This is a genomic window from Limnohabitans sp. 15K (genome assembly GCF_002778285.1).
GTDB lineage: Bacteria > Pseudomonadota > Gammaproteobacteria > Burkholderiales > Burkholderiaceae_C > Limnohabitans_A.
In genome coordinates this window covers 1,640,799-1,654,071 of record NZ_NESM01000001.1, presented here as the reverse complement: position 1 = coordinate 1,654,071, position 13,273 = coordinate 1,640,799, and the positions used below count along the sequence as shown (strand labels likewise).

Below are 13,273 nucleotides of genomic sequence, written 5' to 3'. Positions count from 1 at the left end.
TTGATTCGCGCGCATCAGGGGTTGCAGAAATCGCAGCGTGCGGGATCGGCCCATGGCTGGGTACTGAGCGCTCTTTGTTCTTCGTGTCCGCATTTTTTGCAGCCCCATTTTTCCGCTTTGGGCAATCGGGTCAAGTTGCCGCAAGCGCGGCAGGGCAAACCTGGAATTTGCTGGGTGAGCCAGTAGCCGGGTGCGGCACAGCTTGGACAGGCTGAAAGCAGTTTTTGAACCAAGTCCAAGGTTGCTTTGACAATCATTTTCTGCCGTGTGGGATTGCAGAATGCGCGCAGATCATTTTCGGCAAAAACGGCGCCATTTGAAGATTTGGCAAGGGCCAAATGGAAGGCCTTCATCAGTGCATCGGGATTGTGAATGCCTTTGTCCATGTCGAGGTGCTCTGGTGACTCGGGCCGCAGCACCAGGTGGTGTTCAGGGAACCCGGCTTCCAGGGCGAAGCGCTCCAGCTCTTGTGGTGTTTTCACCATTTTGTGAAGGCTTCGGGCGGGGCCATGTGCGAAGCCAGTGACTTCTTGACCCGACAAACGATCCACCCACAAGACCACTTCAGTGTTCCAAGGCATGAAGCCACCGTAGGGGTCGGTGCCAAACGAGCCTTCGCTGGCCACGCCCAGAGATGCGCCCGTCAGGGCCATGCCGATCGCAGCCTTTTTCCTGGCTGCATCGAGTTGGGAGCCGGCTCGGGTCAGTTCACGGGTGAACGTGCCCAATTGGTCGGTGTCATAACCATCGGTGTGCACCAGCTGACAGCCCAATGCCTCTTCGAGTGGTCCCCGCATCAAATTCTGTTTGCCATGTTGCGTTAAAAACGCGACGTGGCTTCCTTGATAAAGAAGATGTTTCGCCGCACTCATGTCAGCACCGATTGCGCCACGGCTAAGTAAACCGGGATGCCCAGCACGATGTTCAGGGGAAAGGTCAGTCCCAGGCTCAGTCCGAAATACAGCGCGGGTTTGGCTTCTGGCAAAGCGGTTCGCAGCACGGCGGGCACCGCAATGTAGGAGGCGCTGGCCGCCAGCACCATCAGCAAGGCCCCGTCACCCGCGTTCAGTTGCAAGATCACAGCCAGCCCCAGGGCCAAAGTGGCATGCACGATGGGTCCGAGGACGGCGTAGGCGATCAGCACGGGTGACTGGCCTTTGACCTGCGGCAAGTTGCGAGCCGCCATCAAACCCATGTCGAGCAAAAAGAAGGCCAGCATGCCTTTGAAGAGGTCCACCGAGAAGGGTGCCATGGCGGCTTTGCCTGCATCGCCCGTGATCAGACCGATGACCATGGCGCCCAGCAGCAGCAACTGCGCACCATCGGTGAAAGACTCGTGAAGAATTTTGCCGACAGAGCTGCCAGCAGGCGACACGGGCGCACCCAAAAGGGCCGTTCCACCCGATTGCACCACGACCCCCGAGGCCGTTTTATGCCGCAACGAATTGGCCAATACCACGGCCAGGATGATGGCGGGTGATTCCATCAGGGCCATGGCCGCAGCCATGTGCCCCCCGTAGGGCACGCCGTGGTTTTCCAGTGTCTGCACAGCCGTGACAAAAGTCACGGCGCTGACCGAACCATAAGTGGCTGCAACAGCCGCTGCGTCAAAACCCGATACAAACCGGCGCAACACGGTGTAGCCAATCAGGGGGATGACGATGGCCAGTGCCACTGCAGCGGCAAGGCTGATGCCCACGGTCGCAGTCAGGCCCGATTGCGACAACGCAAAGCCACCCTTCAGGCCTAGGGCCATCAGCAGGTAGAGCGACAGGAAGCGGGAGATGGCGGGCGGAATTTCGAGGTTCGATTTGACGGTGCCCGCCAGCACGCCAAAGATGAAAAAGAGGATGGCGGGGTCGATCAGATTTTGCATGGTGTGTTCCTTGCCTTGATCATAAAAATTCCCTTGCCGCTTGTAAAATCGATTCTTATGCCTTTAACTATAGATAAAAGTCTATGAACATCACCTTTCGACAACTGCGCTTGTTCTTGGCGCTGGCTGAAACTGGCAGCGTGAGTGCAGCGGCCAAAGTGATGCATGTCACCCAGCCCACGGCCTCGATGCAACTCAAGGACATGGCGGTGGCCGTGGGCTTACCCCTGTACGAGCTGGTGGGCAAAAAGCTTTACCTGACCCAGGTGGGACAGGAGCTGGCGCAAACAGCCCGCGCCGTCGCGCAGACCTGGGATGCGTTTGAACAAAACGTGGACTCAGCCAAAGGCTTGTCGCGCGGCAAACTGCGTGTGGCCGTAGTCAGCACCGCCAAGTACTTCATGCCACACCTGATCGGCAGCTTTTGCAAGCGCCACCCGGCCATCGACGTGTCGCTGGAAATCTTGAACCGCGACGGCGTGGTGCAGCGCTTGCGTGACAATTTGGACGATTTGTACATCATGTCCATGCCCCCGAAAGACATGGACTTGGGCGATGAGGCCTTCATGCCCAACCCGATTGTGGTGATTGCGCCCAGCTCTGACCCGCTCGCCAAACGCCGCGAGGTGCCTTTGCAAGAGTTGGCTGAGCGCCGCTTTATTTTTCGCGAAAAAGGCTCCGGCACGCGAATGGCGGGCGACCAATTTTTCCGCCAAATGAAGTTCCGGCCTGACGTGCGCCTGGAGCTGGGCAGCAACGAGGCCATCAAGGAATCCGTGGCCGGTGGATTGGGCGTTGGCGTGGTGTCGCGCCACGCTTTGCATGGCCACCAAAAAGAAAACGGTGTCAGCGTGATCGATGTGCAGGGCTTTCCCCTGCCCTCAGCCTGGCACATCGTCTATCCGGCAGGTAAAAAACTCTCACCCCTGGCGCTGGCCTTCAAGCAGCATGTGCTCAAACAAATCAGTCGGCGTAAATAAATCAGAGTTCTTAGATTTCATCTAATTCCGGTCCCATCGCGTTGGCATGCGTCCTGACTTGCATTTTTTCTTCTTTGGTCTGCCCACATGCTTGATCTTCATATAAAAGATACGGCGGATTACCTAATTATTTTTTGAGGTGCCTCTAGAAATAGAGACAAGCTCAGTCACTTCATCCAGACCATTTCCCACTGTTATACCTAAACGTTTAGCTGGCACAGTTTTTCGCAAGCGCTTAATGGAAAAGCCAAAATCTGGGCTGAACCACTGAGTATTTGTTACTTTGTTTCCAGAAAAAGCAATTGCATTTCTCTCTATTTTGTATGACCAGAAAGTTCCAGCAGGAACTGTTATTTGCTCATAAGCAACGACACGAAATTCTTCAGTGCGTATGGCCGTTTCATTGCGTTTAAGGCTTGACTGTAATGTTGATGCAGTCCATTTCATTCCAACGGTAATTTCCCCTCCCGGCATGATTATAAGAGGTGGGTCAAAGGTAAAAGTATCCTCAGGATTGACAGCGCGAAGGACCGCTCCATCGAGCGTAGAAATACCACTCTCATTTTGCGTACTAAAATAGGCCAACCCATTTTCTATTTTGTCAACTTTGAAGTCGCGCTTAGAAACTATTCTGTCTGTTTTATTATCACGGGTTACAGAAGTCCATTTGTCTCCGATTCTGAATCTCGGTTCACCGAGCTTTTGGACCTGTCCATTTTTGTCAGCCTGAGTTGTAACCCTAGCCTTTTCTAATTGTTCAATTGCAAAAGAGGCTTGTTCTGTGATGAGGCCATTAGGATATTTGAGTAGGAAGGCATAAAACTCTTTGACATTTTTGCTGTCTTTAATCTTGTCCCAATCAGCTTTCTCTTGAACGAACTGCTGTTCGCGAGCCGCTTCTTGCGAGAGCTTGCTTCTGCGAGTTTCCTCCGCCACTTGAAGTTTGGCCTGCTCAATATCCCGCAACCGTTGCACCTCTTCTGCGCGAGCACGCTCAAGTGCTTGCGCGGCCGCTTGGGCTTTCAGCCGCTCTTGTTCTGCTGCCAGTGCCAGTTGCCGTTCTCTTTCTTTGGCCTCGGCTTCAACCTTTTGCCTTGAAGCGGTTTCTTGAATCTTTTGCGCTTCTGCAAGTCTCAGTTTTTCAAGTGCTTGTTGCGCCGCGATGTCTTTTTCGCGTTGGATTGCAGCTTCGGCCTCTTGCTTGAGCTTGGCCTCTTTTTCCTTGGCCGCTTGTCCTTCTTTGATCAGGTCCTCAGGGTTGAAGGTGAACTTCTTGCCGTCATTAAATGCAAACTCCTCTTCCAAGCTGCTGGAGTCCCAAGGGATTTGGCGCCCTTGGCTCTTTTGACGCACTTGCAAACGTACACGCTTGAATACCTCTTCAATCTTGGCGGGGCGTTGCAATTCTTTGAGCAGATACTGAGTAAACAAGCCGTTGCCTGCTGACACGTCACCATCCTCGGCCACGTTGCCTGGCGAGGTGGCAAATGCCAAATAGGTGCCAGGCGGTGCGTCCAGTTGCGCCAAACCTTTGCCACTTGCTTTTTCCGCGAATGGGTTGTCACGGCAAGCGTCCAACACGATGATGTTCATTCGGGTGCCGGATTTCTTGAGAACGTCAATGACGTTCTCAATGTCAATCGTTTGCTTGGGGACGTCGGAGGCCTCTTCAAGCTTGGCGTCCACGGGCACCATGAAGTTGTGCCAGTCCAGCTGCAGGCCGTGGCCTGCGTAGTACAGCATGCCTACAGCTTGACGGCCTTTGAGCTGCAGTTGCAGCTGCTCGATGGCTTTGCTCATTTGTGCTTTGCTGCCATCGACCACTTCCACGACGGTAAAACCCAGCTTGCGCAGCACCACCGACATCGACTTGGCGTCGTTGGTGGAGTTGGCCAGTGCGGGGACGTTCTTATAAGCGGCGTTCCCGATGACCAGGGCCACACGTATGTCCAAAGGCGCTTCTGCATTGGTGCTGTAGGACAAGAATGCACCACCCAGCACCAGCATTGAAACCGCGCTCTTTATTCGGATTGGAAGGTTTTGTAGAGCTTTCATGCGGCTTATTGGAGGTGACTGATTTGATTATCAGTTTAATTATCAAACTTGGCAAAAGTCACACCCCGTCCAGCCCCGCCCGCGTGGCATCGGCCTGGGCCCGTATCTGGGCTTTGTCTTCCTCGCTCATGCGGCCCACATGCTTGACCATGAGTGCGGTGCGTGGGTTTCCCGCAAAGTCTTGTTCGTGGCGTATTAAAAAGTCCCAGTAAAGCGTGGTCATGGGGCAGGCGCTGAGGCCTGTGCGCACCTCGGGCTGGTAGCGGCAGCCTTTGCAGTAGTTGCTCATGCGGCTGATGTATTGGCCGCTGGCCACATAGGGTTTGCTGGTGAAGCGCCCGCCGTTGGCGTGCAGGGCCATGCCTAGGGTGTTGGGCGTTTCCACCCACTCCACCGCGTCCACGTACATGGCGCGGTACCAAGCGCTGACCTGCTGCGGTGACAGCCCCGCCAACACGGCAAATTGGCCTGTGACCATGAGGCGCTGAATGTGGTGCGCATAGCCGTGCTGCAGACTTTGGCCAATGGTGGCTTGCATGCAGGCCATGTGCGTCTTGCCCGTCCAGTACCAAGCGGGCAGGTCGCGGGTGTGGCCGTAGTGGTTGGCCTCGGCCATGTGCGGCATGTCCAGCCAATACACACCGCGGATGAACTCGCGCCAGCCCAGCACCTGGCGGATGAAGCCTTCCACGCTGGCCAGCTGCAGGCCGCGTGCGTGGTAGGCCTGCTCGGCGGCCGCGATCACCTCACGCGGATGGAGCAAATGCAGGTTCAGGCTGCTGCCCACCAGCGCGTGCCAGCCAAAGGGCAGCGTGGTCCACATGGCGTCTTGCCATGCGCCAAAGTTTTCCAGGCGTTGGTCGATGAAGTGCTGCAAGGCCACCAGTGCGTCTTCGCGGGTGACGGGCCAGGCAAAGTGGTCTAGCGTGCCAGGGTGGTTGGCAAAGCGTTCGCGCACCAAAGCAATCACGTCTTGTGTGACACGGTCCGGCGCAAACCGTGCAGGCGGTGGCACCGTGCCCGGGCCTTTGGCCCCAAAGCCTTTGCGGTTTTCGGCGTCGTAGTTCCATTGGCCGCCGATGGGTTCTTTGCCTTCCATCAGCACGCCATGCCTTTTGCGCATCTCGCGGTAAAAGAACTCCATACGCAGTTCTTTTTTGTCGCCGGCCCACTTGGCGAATTCGGCGCGGCTGCACAGAAAGTGCGTGTCGCTTACCCAACGCAGCAGAGTTTGGGCCTGCGCTGCGGCGTCTTCAATCAGCCGCTCCATGCGCCAGGCCCCTGCTTCCATGACCACCAGGGCTTTGGGTCGGTGGGTGGCGAGGGCGTGGGCCAAGCGCCCTGCAAAGTCTGGGGGCAGTTCGGTGTCGTCCACCTTTATATAAGTGCAGGGCCAGCGGCGGCGGTGTGCTTCGTTGGCAAAGTGCCGCATGCCCGACAAGAAGATCGCGATCCGGGCTTGATGGTTCCAGACCTCATCGGCTTCGCTGTCGGCCTCGATCATCAAGAGCCGGTCTTGGGCGGGGTCAAAGTCGGTCAATGCCGGGTTGTCCCAGCCGAGCTGGTCGCCCAGCACCAACACCAGATGGCGGGTCATACTGGGTCCTTGGCGCGCGTGCTTGTGTCAGAGGGCGAGCGGGATTTGTCGGCTCGGCAGCGGTCACTGCAATACAAAACGCTCTCCCAGTTTTTGGCCCAGCTTTTGCGCCACACCATGGGGCGGCCACAAACCGTGCAAGGTTTTTGCGGCAAGCTTTGTTTGTTCCCTTTGAAACCCGAGGGTTTGGGCATGTGTTTCTCCGGTGGTCAGTTGCGGGCGTGACAATAGAACCAAACGAGTTTAAACTGATCAGTCACAAAATGAATTTAAAAGTTCAGATGAATCACTCTTGGGTAAAACAATGGGGCGTCAGCTGGGTTCTGGCGGCTGTGGCGGCTGTTCTGGGCTTGGGTTTGGACGCGGCGCAAGCCGCCACACCCACGCCTGCGCAAGCGGCGGCATGCCCGGCCATTTTGAACCACACGTTTGACCGGCTTCAGGACGAAAAGCCACAGTCCCTGTGCCAGTACGCAGGCAAGGTGGTCTTGGTGGTCAACACCGCGAGCTTTTGTGGTTTCACCTCGCAATACAAAGGGCTGGAAGCGCTGAACACCTCATACAAAGACCAGGGTCTGGTGGTGTTGGGCTTCCCTTCGAACGACTTTGCACAGGAAAAAGGCAGCAACAAGGACATCGCTGACTTTTGTGAAAGCACCTTCGGTGTGAAGTTCCCGATGTTCACCAAAACCCAGGTCACGGGCGATGGCGCAGCGCCGTTATTCAAACAGCTCACGGCGCAAACCGGCCAAAAGCCGCGCTGGAACTTTCACAAATACCTGATCGGTCGCGACGGCAAGGTCATTGACCAGTACAGCAGCATGACCGGGCCGGAAAGCAAAACCCTGCTCTCGGCCATCGACAAAGCGCTGAAAGCCAAACCATGAAGCCGCGCATGAAACTGGCGATTGTGGGTTCGGGCATTTCGGGCCTGGCGGTGGCGCACACCCTTCAAAACCACGCGGACATCACCGTTTTTGAGGCGGGCGATTATTTTGGCGGCCACACCCACACGGTGGACATCACCCTGCCCACACCACAAGGCTTGGTCACGCACGGCGTAGACACGGGCTTTTTGGTGTTCAACGAACGCACCTATCCCAACCTGATCAAGCTGTTTGCAGACTTGGGCGTGGAGACGGTGCCGTCAGACATGTCGTTCTCGGTCAAAGTGCCGGGTGCTAAAAATGGCAAAGCGCTGGAATGGAGCGGCACCGACTTGGACAGCGTGTTCGCGCAGCGCAGCAATTTGGTCAACCCGCGTTTTTGGCGCATGCTGGCCGATGTGATGCGTTTCAACGCCCTGTGCACCCGCATCGCCAAAGACCAACGTGAAAAAGAGCTGCAGCAGCCTTTGTCAGAGTTTTTGCGCACGCACAAGTTCAGCGAGCCATTTCGCGACTGGTATTTCCTGCCCATGTTGGGGTGCATTTGGAGCTGCCCAACCGATCAGATGCTGCAGTTTCCGGTGGCCACCATGATCCGCTTTTGCCACAACCATGGCCTCATCCAGGTGACCAACCGTCCGCAGTGGTTCAGCGTGTTGGGCGGTGCGCGTCATTACGTGGAGAAGATTTTGGCGGGCATTCACGACAAACGTCTGAACACCCCGGTGCGCCTGATCGAGCGCGACGACCAAGGCGTGCGCATCATCACCGACGGGCATGCCGAGCGCTTTGACGAAGTCGTGATCGCCACCCACACCGACCAGGCGCTGGGTTTGCTGCGTGAGCCTTCAGGCGACGAGCGCAGCGTATTGGGTGCGATCCGTTACCAAGACAACCGCGCCGTGTTGCACACCGACGCCAGCGTGTTGCCTGCCAACCCCAAAACCTGGGCGGCTTGGAACTACGAGCGCGCCAGCAGCACCGAGCGCGAGTCATCGCGCGTGTGTTTGCACTATTTGCTCAACCGCTTGCAGCGCATCCCGTTTGCCCAGCCCGTGGTGGTTTCGCTCAACCCGCTCCAAGCGATTGACCCGGCCACCATCGTTGGCGAATACGACTACGCCCACCCGGTGTTTGACCTCAAAGCCATTGATGCACAAAAGCGTGTGCCCTTGCTGCAAGGCCAGCGCCACACTTGGTATGCAGGGGCTTGGACAGGGTACGGCTTTCACGAAGACGGCCTGAAGTCAGGTCTGACGGTAGGCCGCGCTTTGCTCAAGCGCATCCACGATCAGGGCAGCACGGCCCAGGACCAGCAGGCGGCATGAAGCTGGCCACTGCGCTCATCGGCTGGGGCCAGGTGCGGCACACACGCCACCGCCCTGCGCACCACGCCTTCGCTTACCCGACAGCGTTTTTGATGCTGCCGATGCGCCGTTTGCAAACCGGTCAATGCACTACCGACTTGGCCATCAACCGCCCTGCTTGGTTTGCGTTTCACGATGCCGACCACGGCGATGGCCGCCCTGCCGACAAAGGCGGCGCGCTGGCCTGGCTGGATGAACTGCTGCACCGCGAAGGGATTGAAGACGCCACTGGCGAAGTTTGGCTTCAGGCGTTTCCACGCGTGCTCGGCCATGCATTTAAGCCCGTGAGCTTTTGGTACGTGCACCGCGCTGACGGCAGCTTGACCGCCATCGTGGCCGAGGTGAACAACACCTTTGGCGAGCGCCATTGCTATTTGCTGCCCGAGCCGCACTATGGCCAAACGATGCTGGCCCACAAGGTTTTTCATGTCTCGCCTTTTTGCGATGTGCAAGGCGAGTACCGATTTCGCTTCATGCGCGTGACACATGGCGGTCAAGACCGCATCGTGGCGCGTGTGGACCATGGCGATGCCGACGGCCCGCTGATCGACACCAGCTGGAGCGGCGTGCTGGAGCCTGCCACCACCAAGGCACTGCGCCGCGTGATGTGGCGTTTCCCGCTGCTCACGCTGGGCGTGGTGGCCCGCATCCACTGGCATGCCTTGCTGCTGTGGCTCAAGAAAGTACCGTTTTGGCGCAAGCCTGAACCTCCTCGTGATTTTGTGACCCGATGAACACTGGACCCCACCGGATGCCGCCCTCCATGAAGACCGCCGACAACGCCCACGACCTGGGCCAACGCACCGCCACCATTTCCCACGCCAGTCTGCCCAAAGCCGCTGCGCGCTTGCTGAGCCTGTTGACGCGCCTGAAAATTGGCACGCTCACGGTGCACGCGCCCGATGGCAACAACCAGGTTTTTGGTACGCACGAGGCCCCGTTTGCGGCCCTGCACATTCACCGTTGGGACATGTGCGCCGAAGTGCTGAAATCAGGTGACATTGGCTTTGCCGAGGGTTACATGGCGGGCGACTGGACCACACCGGACCTGGCGGGTCTGTTGCGTTTGACCATTGCCAACCGCGACCACATCGAAAGCGCCATTTATGGCCACTGGTTGGGCCGCTTGTTCTACCGCATCAAGCATTTGCTCAACCGCAACAACCGAACCAACAGCCGCAAAAACATCCACGCCCATTACGACTTGGGCAATGCTTTTTACGAGCTGTGGCTGGACGGCACGATGAATTATTCGTCGGCCTGGTTCGATGGTGACCACACCCAAGACATGGGCGACGCCCAAAAAGCCAAGGTGCGCCGCGCCCTGCGCATGGTCAATGCCAAGCCTGGCGACCGGGTGCTGGAAATCGGTTGCGGCTGGGGCGCTTTGGCCGAAGCAGCCACCACCGAGTTTGGCGCGCAGATCACGGGTGTGACTTTGTCCACCGAGCAGCTGGCGTTTGCCAATGCCCGCATGCAATCGCACGGCGTGCAGCAGCGTGCAGATTTGCGCCTGCAAGACTACCGCGACATCAACGATGGTCCCTATGACGCGGTGTGCTCGATCGAAATGATCGAGGCCGTGGGTCAAGAATACTGGCCCACCTACTTTCAAACCATCAGCCGCATGCTCAAGCCGGGTGGCCGGGCGTGTGTGCAGAGCATCACGATTGACGACCGGTTTTTTGAGCGCTACTTGCAATCGACCGATTTCATTCAGCAGTACATCTTTCCGGGTGGTTGTTTGCCCAGTCCCGGCGAGTTCCGCAAGCAAGCCCAAGCCGCTGGCCTGCAGGTGGTCGATGAGCTGAACTTTGGCCCCGACTACGCCGAGACGCTGCGCCGTTGGCGCGAGGCTTTCATGGCACAACTGGACACAGTGCGGTCCCTGGAGTTTGACGACCGCTTCATTCGCTTGTGGGAGTTTTACCTGGCCTATTGTGAAGCGGCCTTTGATGAGGCCAACATCGACGTGATCCAGTTCACTTTGGCCAAGCCTGCGTGATGTGGCGCATTGTTTTGGCGGCGGTCTTGGGTGTTGGCTCGGCCTTCGCCCAAAGTGCTTATGCTGAAAACAGCCGCCCTGAAGTGGCGTCATTGAAGGCGGCCAAGCCCACTTCGCCTGTGCGCTTGCGTGTTTGGGGTTTTGAGGTCTATGACGCCCGCTTGTGGGCCCCGGCGGCTTTTCGACACACCCAATATGCCGAGCACCCTTTTGCTCTGGAGCTGCAGTATCTGCGTCGCCTGGAGGGTGCTGCCATTGCCAGCAGCTCTGTCAGTGAAATGCGCCGAGTGGGCAGCTTCACGGATGCGCAAGCGCAATCCTGGGGTGACGCCTTGCGCAGCATTTTTCCGAACATCGGTCCGGGCGAGCGCATCACCGGGGTCAATTTGCCGGGTGTGGGGGTGGAGTTTTGGGTCAATGGGCAACGCGTCGGGGCCGTTTCCGACCCTATCTTTGCGCGCTTGTTTTTCGGGATTTGGTTGAGCGAACGCACCTCTGAGCCCCAGTTGCGCGTGAAGCTCCTTCAAGGCCTCACGCCATGAGTGCTTTAACCGATCCCACAACGGCTGCAATGCCTCGCATGGCACCTGCCGCCTATGGCTTGCTGGGCTTGCCTTTGGCCTTTGTGGCCTTGCCGGTTTACGTTCATCTGCCCAATGTCTATGCCCAAAGTTATGGTGTCTCGCTGGCCACCTTGGGCGGTATTTTGTTGCTGACGCGCAGCATCGATGCTGTGGTGGATCCGTGGTTGGGGCGCTGGGGTGACCGCCTTTACCGCCACTCTTGGCAGGCGGTATGGGCTGCGGCTGTGTTGCTGGCACTGGCCGTGGCTTTGGGCTTTGTGGCTTTGTTTTTTCCACCCACAGCGGCCTTGTCGTCTTTTCAGCTCTTGGTGTGGGTCGGCTGTGCGCTCACGCTCAGCCACTTGGCTTACAGCGGTTTGGGCATCTTGCACCAGGCTTGGGCCGCTCGCCAGGGCGGCGGTGGTTTGGCGCAAAGCCGTTGGGTGGCCTGGCGTGAAGGATTGGCCTTGGTGGGTGTTTTGTTGGCCACCGCCTTGCCCGCACTGTGGGGCTGGGAGATGACCACCGCCTTGTTGGTGGCCATGTTGGCCTTGGGCTTGCTCAGTTGGCGCTGGACACAGAAGGCCATTGCCACGCCCTTGGTTTTTTCTGAGACGGCCCAGTCCTTGGCCGGTGGCAACCCGGGTCTGTGGCAGCCTTGGAAGCATGCGGGTTTTCGCCGTTTGTTGTTGGCCTTCATGCTCAACGGTTTGGCCAGTGCGGTGCCCGCGACGTTGGTGCTGTTTTTTGTACAAGACCGATTGCAAGCGCCCAAGGCCATGGAACCCTTGTTTTTAGGCTTGTATTTTGCGGCTGGGGCGTTGTCGTTTCCTTTGTGGCTCAAGGTGATTGACCGCACAGGCTTGCTCAAAGCGTGGGCGCTGGGCATGGGCTTGTCGGTTTTGGCCTTTGTGAGTGTGGTGGGTTTGGGTGCGGGGGATACCACGGGCTTTTTGGTGGTGTGCGCACTGTCTGGCTTGGCGCTGGGCGCTGACTTGACGGTGCCCAGCGCGCTGCTGAACCAACTGATTGACCGCTGTGGTGAGCGCGGCCGCACAGACGGCGCCTTCATGGGCTGGTGGAATTTGGCTACCAAACTGAACTTGGCTTTGGCCGCTGGCTTGTCTTTGCCCTTGCTGGGTATTTGGGGCTATGCCCCGGGTCGGCAAGACGCGCAGGCGGTCTTGGCACTGGGCCTGGCCTACGGCTTGTTGCCGTGCCTGCTCAAGTTGCTGGCGGCGCTGGCCTTGTACTGGGGTTTGATGCGTGCGGGTTCTTCGGCCAGTGGGCCTGAAGAACCTGTGCGCGGGGTCTCTTGAACATCATTGAAACATCAAAGAAAGCCACACATGCCAAACCACTCAAACCACATCGATCGCCGTACCGCCCTGACCCGCTTGGCCATTGTCCCGGCCGTGGCGGCAAGCCCTTTCTTGACCAGCTGCGCCGGGCCACAGGTGCAAAACTACGCACAAGAAAAACCGCTGCTGGATTTGCGCACCTACTTCACCGGCACCATCGACGCGTGGGGCGTGTTCACCGACCGCAGCGGCCAAGTGGTCAAGCGCTTCACGGTAGTCATGGATTGCAGCTGGAACGGTAACGAAGGTGTATTGGACGAAGCCTTTGTCTACTCGGACGGCACCCAGCAGCGCCGCATCTGGAGGCTCAAAGCCGGGCCCAACGGCACATACACAGGCCGCGCCGACGACGTCGTGGGCGAGGCGTCCGGCCAAGTCAGTGGCAACGCCTTTCGCTGGGGCTACACCCTGGCCTTGCCGGTCGATGGCCGGGTCTGGCACGTTGACTTTGACGACTGGATGTACCTGATGGACGAGCGCGTCATGCTCAACAAAGCCACCATGAGCAAATGGGGCGTGAAACTGGGCGAAGTCACCTTGTCGTTCACGCGTCGCACGCCGTTGGCTGCCAAACCGGGTTGA

Annotated in this window: 13 protein-coding genes; 8 read left to right on the top strand and 5 right to left on the bottom strand. The window is 58.0% G+C overall.

The features are described 5' to 3' along the window. Nucleotides 1–14 precede the first annotated feature (14 nt). Entirely contained in the window at nucleotides 15–797 is a 783-nt protein-coding gene (locus B9Z40_RS07850) for a DUF6671 family protein (RefSeq protein WP_233204826.1), read from the bottom strand. Between the two features lie 71 nt (nucleotides 798–868). Then, a complete protein-coding gene (locus B9Z40_RS07845; RefSeq protein WP_100172643.1) occupies nucleotides 869–1,876 on the bottom strand; it encodes a sodium-dependent bicarbonate transport family permease in 1,008 nt (335 codons plus the stop codon). 83 nt (nucleotides 1,877–1,959) lie between these two features. Between B9Z40_RS07845 and B9Z40_RS07840 the strand changes: the two genes are divergently transcribed. Then, on the top strand, nucleotides 1,960–2,856 hold the full coding sequence (locus tag B9Z40_RS07840) for a LysR family transcriptional regulator (RefSeq protein ID WP_100172642.1): 897 nt from the start codon (nucleotides 1,960–1,962) through the stop codon (nucleotides 2,854–2,856). 123 nt (nucleotides 2,857–2,979) lie between these two features. Here the strand turns inward: B9Z40_RS07840 and B9Z40_RS07835 are convergent, their stop codons facing one another. The 3 genes from B9Z40_RS07835 to B9Z40_RS07825 are packed head-to-tail and all read right to left on the bottom strand — an operon-like array spanning nucleotide 2,980 to nucleotide 6,702. Further along, complete coding sequence (locus tag B9Z40_RS07835) at nucleotides 2,980–4,911, bottom strand: caspase family protein (protein ID WP_100172641.1); 1,932 nt, start codon at nucleotides 4,909–4,911, stop codon at nucleotides 2,980–2,982. A 58-nt stretch (nucleotides 4,912–4,969) separates the two neighbouring features. After that, the gene (locus B9Z40_RS07830) at nucleotides 4,970–6,508 is read right to left on the bottom strand and encodes a cryptochrome/photolyase family protein (protein ID WP_100172640.1); all 1,539 of its coding nucleotides are present in this window, start codon (nucleotides 6,506–6,508) and stop codon (nucleotides 4,970–4,972) included. Next, nucleotides 6,505–6,702 carry a DUF2256 domain-containing protein gene (locus tag B9Z40_RS07825; protein WP_100172639.1) on the bottom strand — a complete coding sequence of 66 codons (198 nt, stop codon included), beginning with the start codon at nucleotides 6,700–6,702 and terminating at the stop codon, nucleotides 6,505–6,507. Before B9Z40_RS07825 ends, B9Z40_RS07830 begins: the two co-directional genes overlap by 4 nt. Before the next feature lie 87 nt (nucleotides 6,703–6,789). On the opposite strand from B9Z40_RS07825, the gene B9Z40_RS07820 reads away from it, so the two are divergent. Genes B9Z40_RS07820 through B9Z40_RS07790 form a run of 7 tightly spaced genes read left to right on the top strand, consistent with a single transcriptional unit; the run spans nucleotide 6,790 to nucleotide 13,273 of the window. After that, on the top strand, nucleotides 6,790–7,395 hold the full coding sequence (locus B9Z40_RS07820; RefSeq protein ID WP_233204825.1) for a glutathione peroxidase: 606 nt from the start codon (nucleotides 6,790–6,792) through the stop codon (nucleotides 7,393–7,395). 8 nt (nucleotides 7,396–7,403) lie between these two features. Next, on the top strand, nucleotides 7,404–8,723 hold the full coding sequence (locus tag B9Z40_RS07815; RefSeq protein ID WP_100172994.1) for an NAD(P)/FAD-dependent oxidoreductase: 1,320 nt from the start codon (nucleotides 7,404–7,406) through the stop codon (nucleotides 8,721–8,723). Further along, nucleotides 8,720–9,496: a DUF1365 domain-containing protein gene (locus tag B9Z40_RS07810; RefSeq protein WP_100172637.1), complete on the top strand. Its 777-nt coding sequence runs from the start codon at nucleotides 8,720–8,722 to the stop codon at nucleotides 9,494–9,496. Before B9Z40_RS07815 ends, B9Z40_RS07810 begins: the two co-directional genes overlap by 4 nt. Before the next feature lie 17 nt (nucleotides 9,497–9,513). Next, a complete protein-coding gene (locus tag B9Z40_RS07805; protein WP_100172636.1) occupies nucleotides 9,514–10,767 on the top strand; it encodes a cyclopropane-fatty-acyl-phospholipid synthase family protein in 1,254 nt (417 codons plus the stop codon). Beyond that, nucleotides 10,767–11,309: a chalcone isomerase family protein gene (locus B9Z40_RS07800; RefSeq protein WP_100172635.1), complete on the top strand. Its 543-nt coding sequence runs from the start codon at nucleotides 10,767–10,769 to the stop codon at nucleotides 11,307–11,309. The genes B9Z40_RS07805 and B9Z40_RS07800 overlap by 1 nt, the downstream gene beginning before the upstream one ends. Next, a complete protein-coding gene (locus tag B9Z40_RS07795; protein WP_100172634.1) occupies nucleotides 11,306–12,649 on the top strand; it encodes an MFS transporter in 1,344 nt (447 codons plus the stop codon). The genes B9Z40_RS07800 and B9Z40_RS07795 overlap by 4 nt, the downstream gene beginning before the upstream one ends. Before the next feature lie 30 nt (nucleotides 12,650–12,679). Continuing rightward, entirely contained in the window at nucleotides 12,680–13,273 is a 594-nt protein-coding gene (locus B9Z40_RS07790) for a DUF3833 domain-containing protein (protein WP_100172633.1), read from the top strand.